The 15,291-nt window shown below is 58.3% G+C and carries 13 protein-coding genes; 6 read left to right on the plus strand and 7 right to left on the minus strand.

Annotated elements, in window-relative coordinates:
* Positions 1–208: 208 nt before the first annotated feature.
* Positions 209–2,947 carry a valine--tRNA ligase gene (locus ACVWXF_RS02475; RefSeq protein ID WP_457473537.1) on the minus strand — a complete coding sequence of 913 codons (2,739 nt, stop codon included), beginning with the start codon at positions 2,945–2,947 and terminating at the stop codon, positions 209–211.
* 170 nt (positions 2,948–3,117) lie between these two features.
* Between ACVWXF_RS02475 and ACVWXF_RS02480 the strand changes: the two genes are divergently transcribed.
* Together ACVWXF_RS02480 and ACVWXF_RS02485 are read left to right on the plus strand one after the other, a co-directional pair.
* On the plus strand, positions 3,118–3,543 hold the full coding sequence (locus tag ACVWXF_RS02480) for a heavy metal-responsive transcriptional regulator (protein WP_414401614.1): 426 nt from the start codon (positions 3,118–3,120) through the stop codon (positions 3,541–3,543).
* Positions 3,540–4,034, plus strand: a complete 495-nt coding sequence (locus ACVWXF_RS02485) for a putative iron-sulfur cluster-binding metallochaperone (protein ID WP_457473538.1) — start codon at positions 3,540–3,542, stop codon at positions 4,032–4,034. The genes ACVWXF_RS02480 and ACVWXF_RS02485 overlap by 4 nt, the downstream gene beginning before the upstream one ends.
* Here ACVWXF_RS02485 and ACVWXF_RS02490 read toward each other — a convergent pair.
* Positions 4,024–4,845 carry a phosphatidate cytidylyltransferase gene (locus ACVWXF_RS02490; protein WP_457403230.1) on the minus strand — a complete coding sequence of 274 codons (822 nt, stop codon included), beginning with the start codon at positions 4,843–4,845 and terminating at the stop codon, positions 4,024–4,026. The two genes, ACVWXF_RS02485 and ACVWXF_RS02490, sit on opposite strands and share 11 nt — an antisense overlap.
* A 326-nt stretch (positions 4,846–5,171) precedes the next feature.
* On the opposite strand from ACVWXF_RS02490, the gene pdhA reads away from it, so the two are divergent.
* Complete coding sequence (gene pdhA, locus ACVWXF_RS02495; RefSeq protein WP_414350741.1) at positions 5,172–6,173, plus strand: pyruvate dehydrogenase (acetyl-transferring) E1 component subunit alpha; 1,002 nt, start codon at positions 5,172–5,174, stop codon at positions 6,171–6,173.
* Positions 6,174–6,426: 253 nt separating this feature from the next.
* Positions 6,427–8,013, plus strand: coding sequence for an NAD(P)H-quinone oxidoreductase subunit 4 (locus ACVWXF_RS02500; protein ID WP_457473539.1), 1,587 nt, complete (start codon positions 6,427–6,429; stop codon positions 8,011–8,013).
* 191 nt (positions 8,014–8,204) lie between these two features.
* Here the strand turns inward: ACVWXF_RS02500 and ACVWXF_RS02505 are convergent, their stop codons facing one another.
* Entirely contained in the window at positions 8,205–8,384 is a 180-nt protein-coding gene (locus ACVWXF_RS02505) for a hypothetical protein (protein WP_011431964.1), read from the minus strand.
* A gap of 331 nt (positions 8,385–8,715) precedes the next feature.
* On the opposite strand from ACVWXF_RS02505, the gene ACVWXF_RS02510 reads away from it, so the two are divergent.
* Together ACVWXF_RS02510 and ACVWXF_RS02515 are read left to right on the plus strand one after the other, a co-directional pair.
* Complete coding sequence (locus tag ACVWXF_RS02510) at positions 8,716–9,327, plus strand: hypothetical protein (protein ID WP_011431963.1); 612 nt, start codon at positions 8,716–8,718, stop codon at positions 9,325–9,327.
* Positions 9,328–9,442: 115 nt separating this feature from the next.
* A complete protein-coding gene (locus ACVWXF_RS02515) occupies positions 9,443–9,637 on the plus strand; it encodes a hypothetical protein (RefSeq protein ID WP_414409501.1) in 195 nt (64 codons plus the stop codon).
* A gap of 144 nt (positions 9,638–9,781) precedes the next feature.
* On the opposite strand, the gene ACVWXF_RS02520 is transcribed toward ACVWXF_RS02515, so the two are convergent.
* From ACVWXF_RS02520 to argC, 4 genes are all read right to left on the minus strand, one after another.
* On the minus strand, positions 9,782–10,906 hold the full coding sequence (locus ACVWXF_RS02520; RefSeq protein ID WP_457473540.1) for an FtsW/RodA/SpoVE family cell cycle protein: 1,125 nt from the start codon (positions 10,904–10,906) through the stop codon (positions 9,782–9,784).
* Positions 10,851–12,293, minus strand: coding sequence for a UDP-N-acetylmuramoyl-L-alanine--D-glutamate ligase (gene murD, locus ACVWXF_RS02525; RefSeq protein WP_457473541.1), 1,443 nt, complete (start codon positions 12,291–12,293; stop codon positions 10,851–10,853). Before murD ends, ACVWXF_RS02520 begins: the two co-directional genes overlap by 56 nt.
* A 299-nt stretch (positions 12,294–12,592) precedes the next feature.
* Positions 12,593–14,023: a hypothetical protein gene (locus tag ACVWXF_RS02530; RefSeq protein ID WP_457473542.1), complete on the minus strand. Its 1,431-nt coding sequence runs from the start codon at positions 14,021–14,023 to the stop codon at positions 12,593–12,595.
* A 38-nt stretch (positions 14,024–14,061) separates the two neighbouring features.
* On the minus strand, positions 14,062–15,168 hold the full coding sequence (argC, locus tag ACVWXF_RS02535; protein WP_011431956.1) for an N-acetyl-gamma-glutamyl-phosphate reductase: 1,107 nt from the start codon (positions 15,166–15,168) through the stop codon (positions 14,062–14,064).
* Positions 15,169–15,291 lie beyond the last annotated feature (123 nt).

Raw genomic sequence — 15,291 nt, forward strand, 5'->3', positions numbered from 1 at the left:
AGAGAGTAACAAAGGGTGAGATGTTCGGAGAGCCGTCTGCCAATACAAAACGTGAAAATCCGTCAAGACTAGAAGAAACGAGCACTACAACCGACAACGATCTCGTCCCCTATCCTAACACAGAAGTAGGGGCTCGCCACCCCGATTTTTCCAAATCCTGGGAAGATTGCCTTCATCACCCCGCCGCTCTGCCTGCGCTGATGCCATCTCAGCCCAGCTTCTCCAGCCTGGATCCCAGTAACCTCATCTGGGCTTCCAGCTCTGCCAGTTGTTCCTGACTGGCTTGCACCACTTCAGGGTTGGCCCGGTTGAGAAAATTGGGGTTCTCCAAGCGGGCGCGGATCCCTTGGGCCTCTTTTTCCAGTTTGGCCAGGTCTTTTTGCAGTTTGGCCCGCAGCGCTTCCACATCCACCAGTCCTGCCAAGGGCATCAGCACCTGCACCGTGCCCACCACTGCAGCCGCCACCTGTTTGGGCTCCGTGGCCAGGGATCCCGTAATCTCCAAAGCCTCAGCCTTAGCTAGATCCCGGATGTAGGCTTGGGCAGCCCTGAGAATTTGCTGCTGGGTGGGATCGTCGGTAACCAGGAGGGCGGTGACGGCCTGCTGGGGCTTGAGGCCGGCTTCTGCCCGCAGGTTGCGCAGGCTGGTAATGGTTTGGATCACCAAGCCAAACTCCCGCTCCAGTTGAGGGTCGATCCAACTGGGATCTGGGGTGGGATAGGGCTGCACAGAGATGGAAGTGGTTTGATTGACCTGGGTGAGCAGCTGCCAGATCTCCTCGGTGATGTGGGGCATCCAGGGGTGCAGCAGCTTGAGAATGGTTTCCAAAACGGTGGCCAGCACCTGCTGCGCTGCGCGTTTGGAAGCCAGGTCTTCTCCCCGCAGCCGGGGCTTGACCAGCTCGATGTACCAGTCGCAAAAGTCATCCCAAATGAGAGAGTAGAGCAGGCGCGCCCCCTCGCCCAGGCCATAGGCTTCCAGCTCGGCGATAACTTGGGTGGCCGTGGAGTGCAGCCGCGACAGGATCCAGCGATCGGCCAATTCCAGCGCTTCAGGAACAGGGGATCCCAGTTGGGCAGGGGTTTGCCCCTCCAAGTTCATCAACACAAAGCGGGAGGCGTTCCAGATCTTATTGGCAAAGTTGCGGGCGGCCTCTACGCTGGCGCTCTCGCCGGTCTTGCGGTCATAGGCCAGGCGGATATCCTGCCCTGCCCCCACCACCTCCTTGACCAGGGCATAGCGCAGGGCGTCGGTGCCGTATTTGTCCAGCAGCTCCAGGGGATCGATACCATTCCCCTTGGTCTTGGACATTTTGGCGCCGTGCTCATCCCGCACCAGGCCATTGATGTACACATCTTTGAAGGGGATCTGGCCGGTAAATTGGGATCCCATCATGGCCATGCGGGCCACCCAGAAGAAAATGATGTCAAAGCCCGTGGACATCAGGGAGTTGGGATAGTAGCGTTTGAAATCCTCGGTCTCTTCCGGCCAGCCCAGGGTTGAAAAGGGCCACAGAGCAGAGCTAAACCAGGTATCCAGCACATCGGGATCCTGTTCCACCCGCTCAACTTCTGGGCCAAACTTTTCCCGTGCCTTGAGCAGCGCTTCCTCGCCGTTGCGGGCCACCACAAAAGCTTGGGGATCCTCGAGAAGCTGGCCATTGAGGACTGGATACCAAGCTGGGATCTGATGGCCCCACCACAACTGCCGAGAAATGCACCAGGGGCGCAGCTTTTCCAGCCAGCCCGTGTAGACTTTGGTCCAGCGCTCAGGGATAAAGCGGGGGCTATTTCGTTGGTATTCCTCTTCCAAACAGCGAGCCCCCATCCCCGAGACATCGCAAAACCACTGAATGGAAAGCAAAGGCTCGATGGGCACGCCGCCGCGGTCGCTGTGGGGAACGGTGTGGGTGTAGTCCTCCACCTTCTCCAACAGGCCATGTTCGGCAAACCACTGCACCACCTTTTCTCGGGCCACAAAGCGATCTAGGCCGGTGAAAGGATCCCCGTTTTCGTTGAGGGTGCCGTCTTTATTGAGGATGTTGATGAAGGGCAATTGGTGCCGTTTGCCGATTTCAAAGTCGTTGGGGTCGTGGGCCGGGGTAATTTTCACACACCCGGAGCCAAAGGAGGGATCCACGTACTCATCCGCAATGATGGGGATGAGGCGATTTCTAATGGGCAGGCGAATGAACTGGCCGATGAGATGGCAATAGCGCTCGTCTTGGGGGTTCACCGCCACCGCCGTATCCCCCAGCATGGTCTCGGGCCGAGTGGTGGCCACCACCAGATACTGGCTGGGATCCTCGGCCAAGGGATAGCGAAAATGCCACAGGTGGCCCTTGACCTCTTTGTCGTCTAGCTCAATGTCTGACACCGCCGACTGGGTGGCCGGGCACCAGTTCACCAAATACTCGCCCCGGTAAATCAACCCCGCCTCGTATAGCCGCACAAACGCCTCGGTTACCGCCCGGCTCAGCCCCTCGTCGAGGGTAAAGCGATCCCGCGTCCAGTCCAGCGAGAGACCCAGCCGCCGCAATTGGCTCTTGATAGCTCCCTGCGACTGCTCCTTCCAAGCCCAAGCTCGCTCCAGAAAAGCCTCGCGGCCCAGATCGAAGCGGGTCTTGCCCTCTTGGCGCAGTTGGTTTTCCAGGATGGTGTGCACGGCGATGCTGGCATGGTCTGTGCCGGGCAGCCAGAGCACGTTGTAGCCGCGCATCCGCTTGTAGCGCGTCACCACATCCGGCAGGGTAAAGGCAAAAGCATGGCCCATGTGCAGGTTGCCCGTCACATTGGGCGGGGGCAGCACCATGCTAAAAGCCTCTCCCGGCGCCTTGGGATCCGCCACGTAAAAGCCCTTCTCCTCCCAAAAGCGCTGCCACTTCGGCTCGGTCTCGAAGGGGTTGTACTGGCTGGGCAGGTTGGCGAGGGAAGGTGCAGCAGTCATGCGGGGGCTGGGTTGCTCAAAGGACTACCCTAACTAGGTTAGCAAGCTTACTCCCAGCCGTCGGGTTTTCTTTTGGGGGGGTGGGCTTTGCTGGGGATCTCTCTTGACCTTGTAGTTAGCTACAGGGTTTAGGCTAAGAGAGCTTCTGGAGAGAGGGTAGAGAACCCGGCATGTCTGAGCTGCTGCGGGTGGGTCAGGTAGCCGAGAAGTTGGGCATCAGCCCCCAAACCCTCTACTTCTACGAGCGCCTGGGGCTCATCCCCAAGCCCCGTAGGACAGAGGGGGGCTACCGCCTCTACGGAGAAGCTGAGCTGGAGCGGCTAGCTTTCATTGCCCGCGCTAAGGCTTTGGGACTTACCCTGGCCGAGATCAAAGAATTGCTCCTGCTTCAGGAGAACGGGCAAGCCCTGCCCTGTTGGCAGGTGTACGTAAAGCTAACTGAAAAACTAAGACAAATCGACAAGTCAATCGCCCATCTACAGGAACTCAGAGGGGAGTTATCGACACTCATTGAAAAGTGTCAACAAAAATTTTCTGAGCAGGAGAAAAGTTCCTCTTGCGCTATCTTTCAACAGCAACAGCTTAATAACCCATGACAAGAGAACCCTTTTTCCCATTTTCTGCTAAAGCTTGGCAGCCCTTGTGTCCAAATAGCGGGGAGCAAGGGATCCCGATTCAACTGATTACGCTGAAGAGCCTTCTGTCTTGTCAGGCTTTGGAGCAACTTAATGCTAACGCCAGCTATGCGTTTTGTCGGGATCCCCTTTGCCCCGTCGTCTATTTTTCTGAGGAAGGTCAAAGCTTTGGGGTTGACGACCTCAAGGTTCCCGTCTTTCAAAAAGAAAGTGGCGAGGACGTGCCTGTCTGCTACTGTTTTGGATGGACGCGCCGGCGCATTTGGCAAGAGCTCCAGGGATCCAAAACGCCCCAGGCTATCCTCGAGGGGATTGCCGACCACATCAAAGCCAGGGGCTGTGGCTGTCAGGTGAACAACCCGCAGGGATTTTGCTGTCTGGAAAACGTCAGACAAGTCATCTTGGAGATGCAGCAAAGGAAGGCTGAGGAACAAAACCCGATTATTGGCTGAAATAGGCGTTGAGCCATTCCAGACATTCCATAAAGTAAAACACCAGCGGCCCGGTAAAGACGTAGCTATCGCCCCGATCCAAAATGCCGCCGTGGCCGGGAATGAGATCCCCGGAGTCTTTTACTCCCGCATCTCGTTTCATGAGGGACTCGGTGAGATCCCCCAGCAGGCTAGTTAACCCAATCAAAAAACCCAGCACGCTGCCGCTCAGCCAGCTCCAGGGCCAGCTCAGAGCGTGGGCTCCGGCCACGGCCAGGGTCATGCTGGCGGCAATCCCGGCTACCGCCCCTTCCACCGTCTTTTTCGGGCTGAGGATGGAGAGCTTGGTGCGCCCAAAGGCCCGACCACACAGGTAGGCCCCCACATCGGCAGCGATCACGCAGCCAATGGCCAGCAGCGTAATCCATAGCCCTTCGCCCAGCCCTTGCGCAAAAGACAAGGCCCTGACCCGAATCCAGAAGCTGGGCAGCAACGCACAGTAGAACAACCCCAAAATCGAGGTGGCAATATCGGCAATGGTGGCCACCTTGGGCTTAAAGAGCAAATAAAAACAGATGATCGATCCCGCCACGATAAAGGCAGGGCTGGTCCACTCCGGCCTCACCTGCTGCAAAATCACCAGCACCTGGCTGGAAAACATGGTGGTGCGCATGGCCGGCGCATTGCCTTTGGCTTGCACCAAGCGAAAAAACTCCAACTGGGCCAAAAAAATGATCAGCCCAATGGCTGCAGTAAAATACCAGCCCCCTAGCAGGGTGACCGCCAACGCAAACAACACCGCCGCAAAACCGCTAACCCAACGGGCTCCCATGGGCGCACCCCGTCACGTTGGCTGGCCAAATACCTCTTGCCCCCGGCTCCAGCAGATCGACGTCCAAGCCGAGAGCAGAAGAAACCCCCCCTCTGGTGTTCAAGATTCGCGTTTGCGGGACGGAGTCCTGATGCGGCTGCTGCAATGGAAACGCCTCTTGCCCTAGCCTTTCAGTTTAACTCCCTTGGCCTCGAAACAACCGCTTTCGGCCCTGCAGGATGGGATTTCCAGGTAAGGTGGCAGACAGACTGGAGCATGAGATAATGGGCAAACCGCAAAGCTCACTGCTGACCGCCTAAGATACCTCTGATTCGTTGCACCGCAGCATGGTTCAAGAACTCACTTCGCGCTCCACGACTGCTCGCATTTCTGCCGAAGAGGCTCGTCTTCTCTATGAAGACATGGTGCTGGGCCGCCTGTTTGAAGACAAGTGCGCCGAAATGTACTACAAGGGCAAGATGTTCGGCTTTGTGCATCTGTACAACGGCCAGGAGGCCGTCTCTACGGGGGTGATCAAGGCGCTCAAGCCCACCGACTACGTGTGCAGCACCTACCGCGATCATGTGCATGCCCTCAGCACCGGGATCCCGCCGCGGGCGGTCATGGCAGAGTTGTTCGGCAAGGCCACCGGCTGCAGCAAGGGTCGGGGTGGTTCCATGCACCTCTTCTCGGCGGAGCACAATTTCTTGGGGGGCTATGCCTTTGTGGCCGAAGGGATCCCAGTGGCGACGGGGGCTGCTTTTTCTGCCAAATACCGGGGCACTGACCAGGTAACCGCCTGCTTCTTTGGGGATGGAGCCTGCAACAACGGCCAGTTTTACGAGTGCCTCAACATGGCCGCCCTCTGGAAGTTGCCCATCGTCTATGTGGTGGAAAATAACTTCTGGGCTATTGGCATGGCCCATGAACGCGCCACTTCCGACACCGATATTTACCGCAAAGGCCCGGCTTTTGGCATGCCCGGCTACCAGGTGGATGGGATGGATGTGCTAGCAGTGCGAGAGGCCGCCCAACAGGCCATCGCCCGCGCCCGTGCCGGAGAAGGCCCCACCTTGCTAGAGTGCATCACCTATCGTTTTCGGGGCCATTCCCTTGCCGACCCTGACGAGCTGCGCAGTCCTGAGGAAAAAGAGTTCTGGCGGCAGCGGGATCCCATTAAACAACTGGAACGCTATGCCCTGGAGCACAACCTAATGTCCGAGGCAGACTTCCAAGCCATCCACGCGGAGGTCAGCGCCGTGATTGAGGACGCGGTTCTTTTTGCTCTGGAAAGCCCAGAGCCAACCCTGGACGAGCTGCACCGCTTTGTCTTTGCCGAAGATGAGTAGACCCCCCCAGGTACCGGGGGAGTTCAGGAGCCGAGATCTTGCTTGGCCGGAGGATCCCTGGCCAGCTCGGGCGGCCTATCCACCCGACGGAGCGCTATCGCGCCGGATCCCTTGAGGATCCTCGATGATTGGCATTGGAGAAACCTTCTCGAGATCTGCGCTATTGCGCAGATTTTTTTGTAAATATCGCTTCCCATTTGTTTACACAGCTTCATATCATTGAGGTATCGAGCATGAGTATTTATTCCCGGTCATGAGCAATTCTTTTGAGTTTCCCTGGCTGTCGGTGCTGGTGCTCTTGCCTCTGCTGGCAGCCTTCGGGATCCCCTTGATCCCCCAGAGCCGTTGGGTGCGTTGGTATGCCCTCGCTGTGGGGGCTTTTGATTTGGGCCTGATGGCCTATGTCTTTGCGCGGCACTATGACCTGCAGGACTTTTCTCTGCAACTGGCGGAGCGCTACGCCTGGGTGCCCCAAATTGGATTCCACTGGTCGCTGGCGGTGGACGGCCTGTCCTTGCCGCTGGTATTGCTGTCCGGTTTGATCACGACCCTGTCGATTGTGGCGGCTTGGAATCTCTCCCACAAGCCGCGTTTGTTTTTCTTCTTGCTGCTGCTGATGTACGGTGCCCAGGTGGGCGTGTTTCTGGCGCAGGACATGCTTCTATTCTTCCTGATGTGGGAGATTGAGCTGGTGCCGGTCTATCTGCTCATCTCCATTTGGGGTGGGCCGAAGCGCCAGTACGCCGCCACCAAGTTCATCCTCTACACCGCTGCCGCCTCTATTTTTATCCTGGTGGGATCCCTGGCGATGGCCTTCTACGGCGAGGGCTTCAGCCTGGAGATGGCAGAGCTGAGCGCTAAGTCTTACCCACTAGCCTTGGAGCTGTTGGTGTATGCGGCTTTGCTGATCGCCTTTGGGGTGAAGCTGCCGATTTTTCCGCTGCACACCTGGCTGCCGGATGCCCACAGCGAAGCCTCTGCTCCCATTTCCATGATCTTGGCGGGAGTTCTGCTCAAGATGGGGGGCTATGGCCTGATCCGCATGAATGTGGGCATGTTGTCGGAAGCCCACGTGTACTTCGCCCCGGTGCTGGCGGTGTTGGGTGTGGTGAACATCATCTACGGGGCGTTGGCGGCCTTTGGTCAGAACCATCTCAAGCGGCGCTTGGCCTATTCGTCCATTGCCCACATGGGCTTTGTGTTGATCGGGATCTCCGCCTTCACGGAGCTGGGCATCAATGGGGCAGTGCTGCAGATGATCTCCCACGGTCTGATTGCCGCGGTTCTGTTCTTCCTGACGGGGATCACCTACGAGCGCACCCACACCCTTGCCCTCGACAAGTTGGGAGGGTTGGCCAAGCAGATGCCGAAGGCTTTTGCCCTGTTTACAGCGGGATCCCTGGCCTCTCTGGCGCTGCCGGGGATGAGCGGATTTGTGGGTGAGCTGACGGTGTTCTTGGGCTTGACCACCAGCGATGCCTATGCGCCGACCTTCAAAGCGGGAATTGCCCTGCTGGCGGCAGTGGGCATCATTCTGACGCCCATTTACTTGCTCTCTATGCTGCGTCAGGTGTTCTACGGGGCTCAGGATCCCGGCTTGGTTTTGGAAGATTACCTGGGGGATATGCGCCCGCGGGAAATGGCGGTGGCCCTCTGTCTGCTGTTGCCGATCCTCGGCATTGGCTTCTACCCACGCCTGGCTACCCAAACCTACGATGTCACGACGGTGGCGGTAGCTGCCCAGTTGCGCAGTGTGTTGGCAACTGAAATCGTGCAGCGGCCTTTCTTCCCCTTGCCAGTGCAATCGGCTCAGGTGGCGGCTTTGCCTCTGGAGGATTAAAGGGGGGTCGAGACTCGGTTCTTCTTTATCTCTATTCCTTACTCTGTCCAGAAGAGCTGGTGTTCGAGGTGCAACCCGACTCAACTTTCAGCTCTTCTTTTGTTTTTTTTAAGTTTTAAGATTGGATTTAGGATCCGGGATATCCCTGGGCTGGGATTTTCTTGTGGCCGATTGTTCTTGTGCCGTCCATCCTATCGGTGATCGGTATGAATAGAGTTTTGTTCCATCAGGTTGAGTTGCACCACCAACCACCAGAGGGTTACATCGGAGTAGGTCGCCCGACGCTTGAGCCGAGAAATGGAGTGTACCGGGTTTTGGCTGTCGATCATCCACTCAGAAGCGATGATTTGGCCGCGTTGCTGAGCATTCATTGTTTCTCCCTCCGCTCGCCAACTGCTCAATACTTAGAATGGCTAATATTTAGGATGGCGAATTTGCGCGGGAGCGTGTGAAAAAATATATTACGCAGGGATCCCCAAAATCGGCTAACTTTCTTAGCAATGAGGATCTCATAGGTCGTTGAGTTGCCGATTTGCCGTCCGGGGATCGGACAAAACGTTGCAAAAGGGGCAAAATGTTGGGCAAGGGGATGCCCCTATCTTCACAAGTCTTAAAACCTGGAAAAATTCCATTTTCTCCTGACTCCTCTGTCTCCCTCCGTCGGCCTTTGCAGCAGCAACCCTTGAGAAGTCTGAGATCCCGATGAGAGCCCCCCAGCCTGCTTCTGCTTTTGGAGAAGTGGTGGAGGCCGACACCACAACCTTTGTGGCCCAGTGCTTCGAGCCGGAACGTCTGACCTTCCCGCCCATGCCTGCTCTCGGCAGTTGGACGCGCTCCCAAGACGAAGAGACCGGCAACCTGATCTATGGCGTGGTTTGCTATGCCGCCATCGCCCCCATCGACACCGTCCATCGCGCCAGGGCTTTGGGCCTCTCCCCTCAGGAGCTGCGGGAGCAACAGCCCCAGATTTTTGCCATGTTGCGCACCGATTTTCGCGCGGCCATTGTCGGCTTTGTCAGCGGGGGACGGGTCTATCAGTACTTGCCGCCACGCCCTCCCCAGATTCACCAGCCGGTTTATCTCTGCTCCGATACGGAAGTGAGGGAGTTCTGCCGCTCTTTCGAGTTTTTGCGCACCCTGCTACGGGTCAACGGGATCCCAACCGATGAGCTGGTGGCTGCCGTGATCCGCCAGACTTACCGAATCCTGAACCGGGATCGCAACTGGCTTTTACAGGCAGGTCGGCAGTTGAGCTCTCTGTTGCGGGATGATTATGAGCATCTCAGCGCAATTTTACGAAAGATTGAAGCCTAAGCGAAGAAATATTGAGAATGGCCTTGGATCCTTCTTGAGTCAGGTCGGGGGGTGATAATCTGAGGCCGTTTCCTAATGAAGTTTATTCCTTTTGTATCCTCTTTCTGCTGTAAAAATGTTTAACAAATTCAATCCTTCTGACAAACCCTCCAAAGGCAATTGGGCAGGTCGCACCTTTTCCGCTGCTACGGGCGCTTCGGTGGCAGCCGGCGTTTGCATTGCCCACGGTCAACCGGCTCATGTGTCACTGTTGGTGGCTTGTTGTGCGACCGTATTTGCCCTCGTTTTGGATGAAATGGGCTGGATCTAGGCTCGGTTGCAACGTCAGCTCTGGATTTTGCCGCATAAGAAGCCGGTCTAAAGCAGAGGCCAACCAATAGGGATCCCTGGCCCTCTGGGTTTGCTGCTTGGGTGAAAGGATCCCTTTGCTGGGTTGGCAACATGCAGCCTTACTTTACCCTGCTTCGCGGGCTGCCCGCACCAACAATCCTGCTGTGATCAGCCCTGACAGAATGGAGCTACCCCCATGGCTGAACAAAGGCAGGGGCACGCCTGTGGTGGGCAGAACCCCGGTGACCACGCCGATGTTCATCAGCGACTGCCCCACCAGAAACATCAGGCAGCCGCAGGCTACTAAGCGAATGGTCAACTCCCGACAGCGCCCCATCACCCGCCAGCCCAGCAGAGTGTAGAAGGTCAGCAACCCCAGAAAGAACAGGGATCCGGCCAAGCCAAACTCTTCTGCATACACCGAGAAGATGAAGTCGGTGTATTGGATGGGCAGGTAGAACAGCTTTTGCTGGGAAAGGCCATACCCTTTGCCCCACAGGCCGCCGGAGCCAATGGCCAACAGGCTTTGCACCAGCTGGTAGCCATCCCCTTGGGCGTTACCCCAGGGATCCAAAAAGGCCAAGATGCGCCGCCGTTGGTAATCTTTGCTGAGAATGCTCACCACAGCCGCCAGAATCCCCAGCCCCGCTGTGGCCAAAAGGGTGAAAGCTGGGATCCCGGCGGTCCAAGCCATAGCCCAGAGGGTGAGGCCGCAGATGGTCGTGGTGCCCAGGTTGGGCTGGGCGAGGATCCCCAAGAGCGCAAAGGCGAAGATAACCACCCAGAGGATGCGGAACCAGGGAGGATGGTGAAACCAGCGGCCAAAGATCCAGGATCCCTGCAACACCAACAGGGGCTTGAGCAATTCCGAGGGCTGGATAACAGGGATCACCTTCAAATCCAGCCAGCGGCTGGCCTCCAGGCGGGAAACCCCCAATCCCGGCACCTGGGTGGCCCACACCAGGCCAACTCCCACCAAGCAGAGGATCCCGGCCCAGGGGAACCAGCGCCGCAGCGGGATCCGCACCAGAACCCAGAAGCAACCCAGACCCAACCCGGCCCAGAGCAATTGGCGCTTGAAAAAGTAGAGGCCATCGCCGGTGATCCGCTGAGCCACCGGGTAGGAAGCGGAAAACAGCATCATCAGCCCCAGCACCAGCCAGATCAAGGTGAGCCAGCGCAGCCAGCGAGCCTCAGCATTCCAGGGATCCCTGGAGGGCTTGGCAGCAGGCTCGGAAATGGTTGCCACGGTGTTCAAAGCTGGAGTACTGGTCAAAACTGGCACAGGCGGGGGACAGCAAAATGGTGATGGGTTGAGCGGGCTTCCCCAAGCTCTGAGCTTGACGCGAAAGGGAACAAGCCGCTGCAAAGGCTCTTTCCACCGCTACATCTAGGGTTGGCACCAGCTCAACGTCAGTATAGTGGATCCCCTGGAGGGCCTCTGCCAGCACTGGGGCAGACTCCCCCATCAGCACCACGCGGGCCACCTTGGCCCGAATCAACCGCAACCAGGCGCCGGGATCCCCCTGCTTAGCCCTTCCTCCGGCAATCAGAATAATGGGTGGGGAAAGGGCGTTGAGCGCCACCCAGCCGGCCTCGTAGTTGGTGGCCTTGCTGTCGTTGACAAAGCGGATAGGGGTGGATCCCACCTGGATTTGCGCCACCCGCTCCAGTCGATGGGGCATGCCGGCAAAAGATCGGATGGCTTTTTGAATGGCAGCGTTGGGGAGCCCAGCTAGACGTGCTGCTGCTGCCGCCAAGAGCAGGTTTTGCAGGTTGTGTTGGCCAGGGCAGCGTTCTGCAAAGTCCTCCAGCTCCGCCACCATCTCCCCCTGGATGTAGAGGCGGTTTTCCCGCAGGTCAAGGGTTGCGGTGGGATCCCGGTCACAACAGCCTTGGGTAGCAACAAGGGAAGTCCAATAGGTATTTTCCCAGTCCTGCCGGCGGCAGCACAGGTAGGGATCCTCGCCGTTGAGCACCCGCCACTGGGCCCGATCCAAAAGGCGAGCCTTAAAGCTGGCATAGCGCTCCAGCGTCCCATGCCGTTCTAGGTGATCGGGAGTGAAGGTGGTCCACACCCCAATGCGCGGCGGCCCTCCAGGAGTACTGCTCATGAGGCGGCTGCTGGCTTCCAACTGATAGCTGCTCAGCTCCGCCACGATCCAATCCGGCTTGAGCTTTCCCTGGAGCGTTGCCAAAGCCACCTGCGACAGGGGCAGGCCGATGTTGCCGCAGGGGATCCCTTGCAACCCCGCCGCCTTGAACATTTCCGCCACCAGAGCCGTGGTGGTGCTTTTGCCGTTGGTGCCGGTGATCCCCACCCAGGGTAGGTGGTCAAGATAGATCCAGGCCAGCTCCGCCTCCCCCACCACCGGGATTCCCTGTTGACGCACCTCCTGCAGCAGCGGGTGATCCCAAGCAATGCCCGGACTGACCACCACCTGCTTCACCCCTTCGGCCAGTTGAAAAGGCTGCCCCAGCCGAACCGGGATCCCTTCTTGATTGAGCTCAGCCTGCCGCTGTCTGAGAAGAGGGGAATCTTGCTCATCCCAAACCAGCACTTCATAGCCCTGGGCCCGCAACAGCCGCGCCGCCGCCAGCCCCGCAATGCCTAACCCCAAAACTTGATGTCGCACGTTGGTTTCTTCTTCGTTTCTTTATTTGGGGATCCCTGCTTGGATCTTACCGGTCACGTCCTTGACCCGCATGTTTTTGTTCGACACTCCCCTTGCTTACGGGGGTGGCCAGTTGGTGGCGTGGATGGAGTTTTCCTAGCCGCCTGGATGGCTAACTTGGGAATAGGTTGGAAACCAGTCCGCCGGCCACCCTCTACAACCCGTGCAGATTTGTCTTTGGCGTAGAAAAGATTCCACCTAGCCTGCCAGCCTCACTTTGTGGATGCTGTAGGAAATTTTCTTCCCTATGCATCATCTACTCAATCTTCCAAGGGATCCAACTTGGGATCCAGACTCTTGGCCGTTAGACGCAGAGCCTCCGCCTGATCCATTACCCGTGGAGCTTGCGCTGCCGTCTCAACGCCCTGGCGATAGCTCTCCCACAGGGGCATTTCCGGGTAGGTCTGCTGCAACTCGCTGATCTGATCCAGAAGGGCCTCCAGCCAGCCGGCCGTGCTCCAGGTGAGCAAAAACTGGAAGGGGTTCCAGAGGTTGAGCTGCCGCCCCAATTCATTTAGGCTCTCGTTGCGAATGGGCGGATCGAAGATGTCCGCCACCGTCATTAACTGGCGCGCCAGCAGAGGTCTGAGGAGTTTCTCGGCAGCTTCCACCACAGCAGGGATGGCAGCCTGGATCTGGTTGGGTCTGGGAATGTTCCGCGCCTGGGGCAAGGCTTGCAGCACCAACTCCAGTCGCCGCCCTGCCTCTGCCGATTCCAAAGCCGATTCCAGGGTGGTGCCCACGCTGAGAAACACTTCTCCCGTCAGCAGCCGCACTGCATCGATGACCAGGTGATACAAGGGGGGGATCACGAGCTTAATCCACTCACTCTGGAAAAACTCCCGCAGCCGCCGTGCCACATAGTCCCCTACTTGGGTGGTCTGGATCCCCACTTGAGTGAGATTGAGATACCAGTCGGGAGGAGATCCCTTGGGATCCAGCCAACGGCGCAGCGTTTGCCATTCTTCTTCTGTGAGGGCAGTTCGTCCCTGTTTTAAGCCAGTTCGCCGCAGCTTGCCCTCGGCATTCAAGAGCTTGCGCAGCTCCGGTGTGCCCAGCAAGGACAAGGCACCTGCCGAACCCACACTGCCGATCTCGATGGCGATCAAGGCGGCCAACAAGGCGGCTGAGGCCTTTACTTGAATCTGGCCGCTTTTGTCCATCACCAAAGGCAGGCGGCTGTTGCCATAGGCACGGGCACTCATCGCCTCCAGAGCAGAGCGTTGGTCAGAGGTCAGCGTCCGAGCCCAAGAAGGGATCCCATCTGGATGGGCCGGTTCCTGTAAGCCGTGATACAGTAGGCTGGCCACCCAGGCGCGATCCGCAGCCTGCCGCAAAGAGCCAATGACCACTTCCCATTGGCAGGGGTTAAGCAGGGGCAAGAGCGCTTGCAGCTCTCGGTGGACGGGCTCTGGGGATCCCGCCGTTCTCGACTGTTCCAGAGCGCTTTGCAGCCGATCCCGCGCCTCTCGGCACAGCCCGCCCCACTCCAGTTGCAGGCGAGCCAGGGTCTGTTGCACCGTCTCTTCGGAGCGACGGGGTAGATCCTGCCAGCCCGCTTCCAGCTGCCGCCACAGCTCCTCCCAGTTCAGGCCCTCAGCAGCGCCATTGACGGCATCCGAGGCAACCTTTGAGCTGGGCGAGGCATTTTGGGGCTCGGAATGGAAAGCGGGATCCAGAGGTTCAGACATGGACAGAACCGGCCTCAAGGGGATCACGGGCATTATAGCTAGGGGTAAAACGCCAGCCGAGGCAAACCCAACGTTTCCGGCCATCCCATCATCAAGTTGAGACACTGCACTGCCTGCCCGGCTTGCCCTTTCATCAGGTTGTCGATCACCGACAGGACAATAACGCGGTTGGTGCGGCTGTCCACCTCCACCCCGATCATGCAGGTGTTGGTGCCGGAGACCCATTTGGTTTGCGGGTAAACCCCCCGCGGCAGCACCTTCACCCAAGGAGATTGGCGATAGAAAGCATTGTAAATGGTGAGCAAATCTTCCCCCACAAAGCCGGGATCCCGCAGAGTGGCATACAAGGTGACGTGGATCCCCCGCACCATGGGCACCAGATGAGGCGTAAATTGCACGGTGATGGGGGTGTGGGTCAGGTCGGTGCAAGCTTGCTCGATCTCGGGCGTATGGCGGTGCTGGGCCACTCCATAAGCTGCCAGAGAGCCGTCCACTTCGGCAAACAGGGATCCCACCTTGGGGGTACGACCTGCCCCCGAAACGCCGGATTTGGCATCGAAAATGAGGCTGTCCAGCTCCACCAACCCCTGCCGCAGCAGAGGGGCAACCGCCAACAATGAGGCAGTGGGATAACAGCCGGGACAGCCCACCAGTTGGGCTTGGGCAATCGCCTCGCGATAAAGTTCCGGCAACCCATAGACCGCCTGCTCATTGGCCTGGCGATAGGCAGGGCTGGGCCAGTTGGGATCCGTCTGACCCATGCGGTACCAAGATTGGTAGGTGGCCAGGTTGCGAAAGCGGTAATCCGCCGACAGATCTAAGACTTTGCACCCTTTGGCCAGCAAGGGCGGGGCCAGCTCGGCAGCCAGCCCATTGGGGAGAGACAAAAACACCACATCGCTGTTGGCGGCAATACGATCCACCTCTACCGGCTGAACGGTCAGATCCACCGCCTGGGCCAACTGGGGATAGAGATCCCCGTAGCGCTTGCCGGCGCTGTCTTGCCCGGCCAGGTAGGTGATCTGCACGCCGGGATGCTCGCTCAGTAACCGCACCAACTGCACCCCTCCGTAGCCGGAAGCGCCGACGATGCCAATGCGGACAGGCTCTGTGGGGTGGGGTGGGCGGGGCGCCATGTTGGCCATGGGGGGCTGCCTGTGCAAGAGGGTTGCGTGATGGCTTGCCTTAAGTTCTACCGCATTTTTCTGCTGCATTTGACGCTGCATGGGTGCGGATCCCATCTTGTTCATTCGCGTTGGCGTTGCCTA

The organism is Thermostichus sp. MS-CIW-40 (assembly GCF_054058315.1).